Source organism: Xanthomonas bromi (genome assembly GCF_900092025.1).
In the GTDB taxonomy this organism is placed as follows: Bacteria; Pseudomonadota; Gammaproteobacteria; order Xanthomonadales; family Xanthomonadaceae; genus Xanthomonas; species Xanthomonas bromi.
Genome location: NZ_FLTX01000121.1, coordinates 1 through 1,603 on the forward strand (window position 1 = coordinate 1; position 1,603 = coordinate 1,603).

Sequence of the window (1,603 nt, forward strand, 5' to 3'; positions counted from 1 at the left end):
CGTTGCCGCCCTCCATCTGGAACAGGCAACCGCCACCACCGACGATCTTAATCGGACCATCGGCGCAGGCCAGCACGATCTGGTTACCTGCTTCGATGCGGAGCGCCTGCGATGCCGAGTGATGCAGATCACCACCGTGGGCAGCCACTTCTACCGTCCCGCGCGCAGCGATCAGTTCGATGGCATTGGCCTGGCCAGCAGTTCCCTGGGAGAACACCGACGCTTGCTCGCCGGCATGGGTTACCCACTGCTTCCGGGCAACCTGCTGCAGTCGATCGGCTGCGGTGTCCACATGATCGGCTGCCGACAGCAGCATCGACTTGGAGGTGGCGGCGGCGATGCCCGCCTCACCGTAGATCGCAAGGAGCGGCTGCCCGCCACCAGTGCCGTTGGGCTTGATGTTGCTGCCGCCGTCCCACTGCGCGAGCCCGTCGCGTTGTGCTTGCTGAGCGGCCGTGTCAGCCGGCACGGCGCGTTGTGCCTGTGCCGCCTCGGCAAGTGTTTTGACCAGCTCCTGTGTTTGTGCCAGCAGTTGCAGCAGCGCGTCACGCTCCAGGTGTTCCCCCTTGGCGGCGACCTGTGCCTGCGTGGTCAACAGCATGCCCTGCGCAGCACGCAAGGCGGCCGCGCCATCCGTGCGCAGCTCGGCGCCCTCGCCACGGGCAGCCGCCTCTCCATCTTTTCGCGCATGGGTCAGGTAGCCCAGATTCAACTCACTGGCATGATGGGTGCTGGCCAGGCGCGCACGCGGCTGACCGGTGGTGTCGTCGAACAGCAATTCATTGGCGCCACTGCCGTTATGCTCGCGCGTCAGGATGCCCGAGAGCGTGCGATTGCCCGGCAGCCCCCTGGCACCGCTGAACGCCGCGGTGGGGCGGCGGCCGTTGTGGATGACCGCCACCGCGATCGGCCGATCGATATCGCCGTGCAGGAACTCGATCAACACCTCATCGCCCACGCGCGGGATGAACTGATGCCCAAACCCCTCACTGGCCGAGGGCGAGGCATAGCGCACGCGCGTGCTGGAGCGTTCGTCGTAGCCGGCGCCGCCCTTGGCATGCTCCTGCGCCAACGGCCAGTGCATCTGGACCAGGATGCGCCCCATTTCGTCGGTATCGACCACCTCGCCGGCCTTGCCGACCACCGTGGCGGTCTGCGGTCCCGATGCGGTGGGCCGGCGCAGCGATGGGACACGCGACGGGACCAAGGCCATGCCCCGCCGCACGCCGGCAAAGCGCTGGTATTGCGCGGCCCCTTCGGGTGGCGGCGGCACCGCCGCCAGCGACGGCGGCGGACCGACGTCGGCCGAGCAAAGCCCCAGCAAGCCGCTCGGCAACTGGCGGGTCATGTCCGCTGGCAGGTTGTTGGTGATGTCCAGGAACTGCTCGGTCACCACGAACTGGCGCTGCTCGCTGCTGTCCTCGGCCAGCGACGGATGATCGGCGATCTCGACATAGGTGCCGACGTCCAGGCCGGGCGTGGTGGCGCCGCCATACCAGGTCTTGGCCCGTTGGTCGTGCCAGGTTTGGCGCACCCTCGCATAGCGTTGGTATTCGGCACTGTCGCTGGCGTAGTAGGGCGATAGCGCGCTGTAATCCCTCAG

Annotated in this window: 1 protein-coding gene; it reads right to left on the reverse strand. The window is 67.5% G+C overall.

From position 1 onward, the window contains the following. On the reverse strand, window positions 1–1,603 hold a 1,603-nt coding region (locus XBLMG947_RS20785), incomplete at both ends, for a type VI secretion system Vgr family protein (protein ID WP_139074478.1).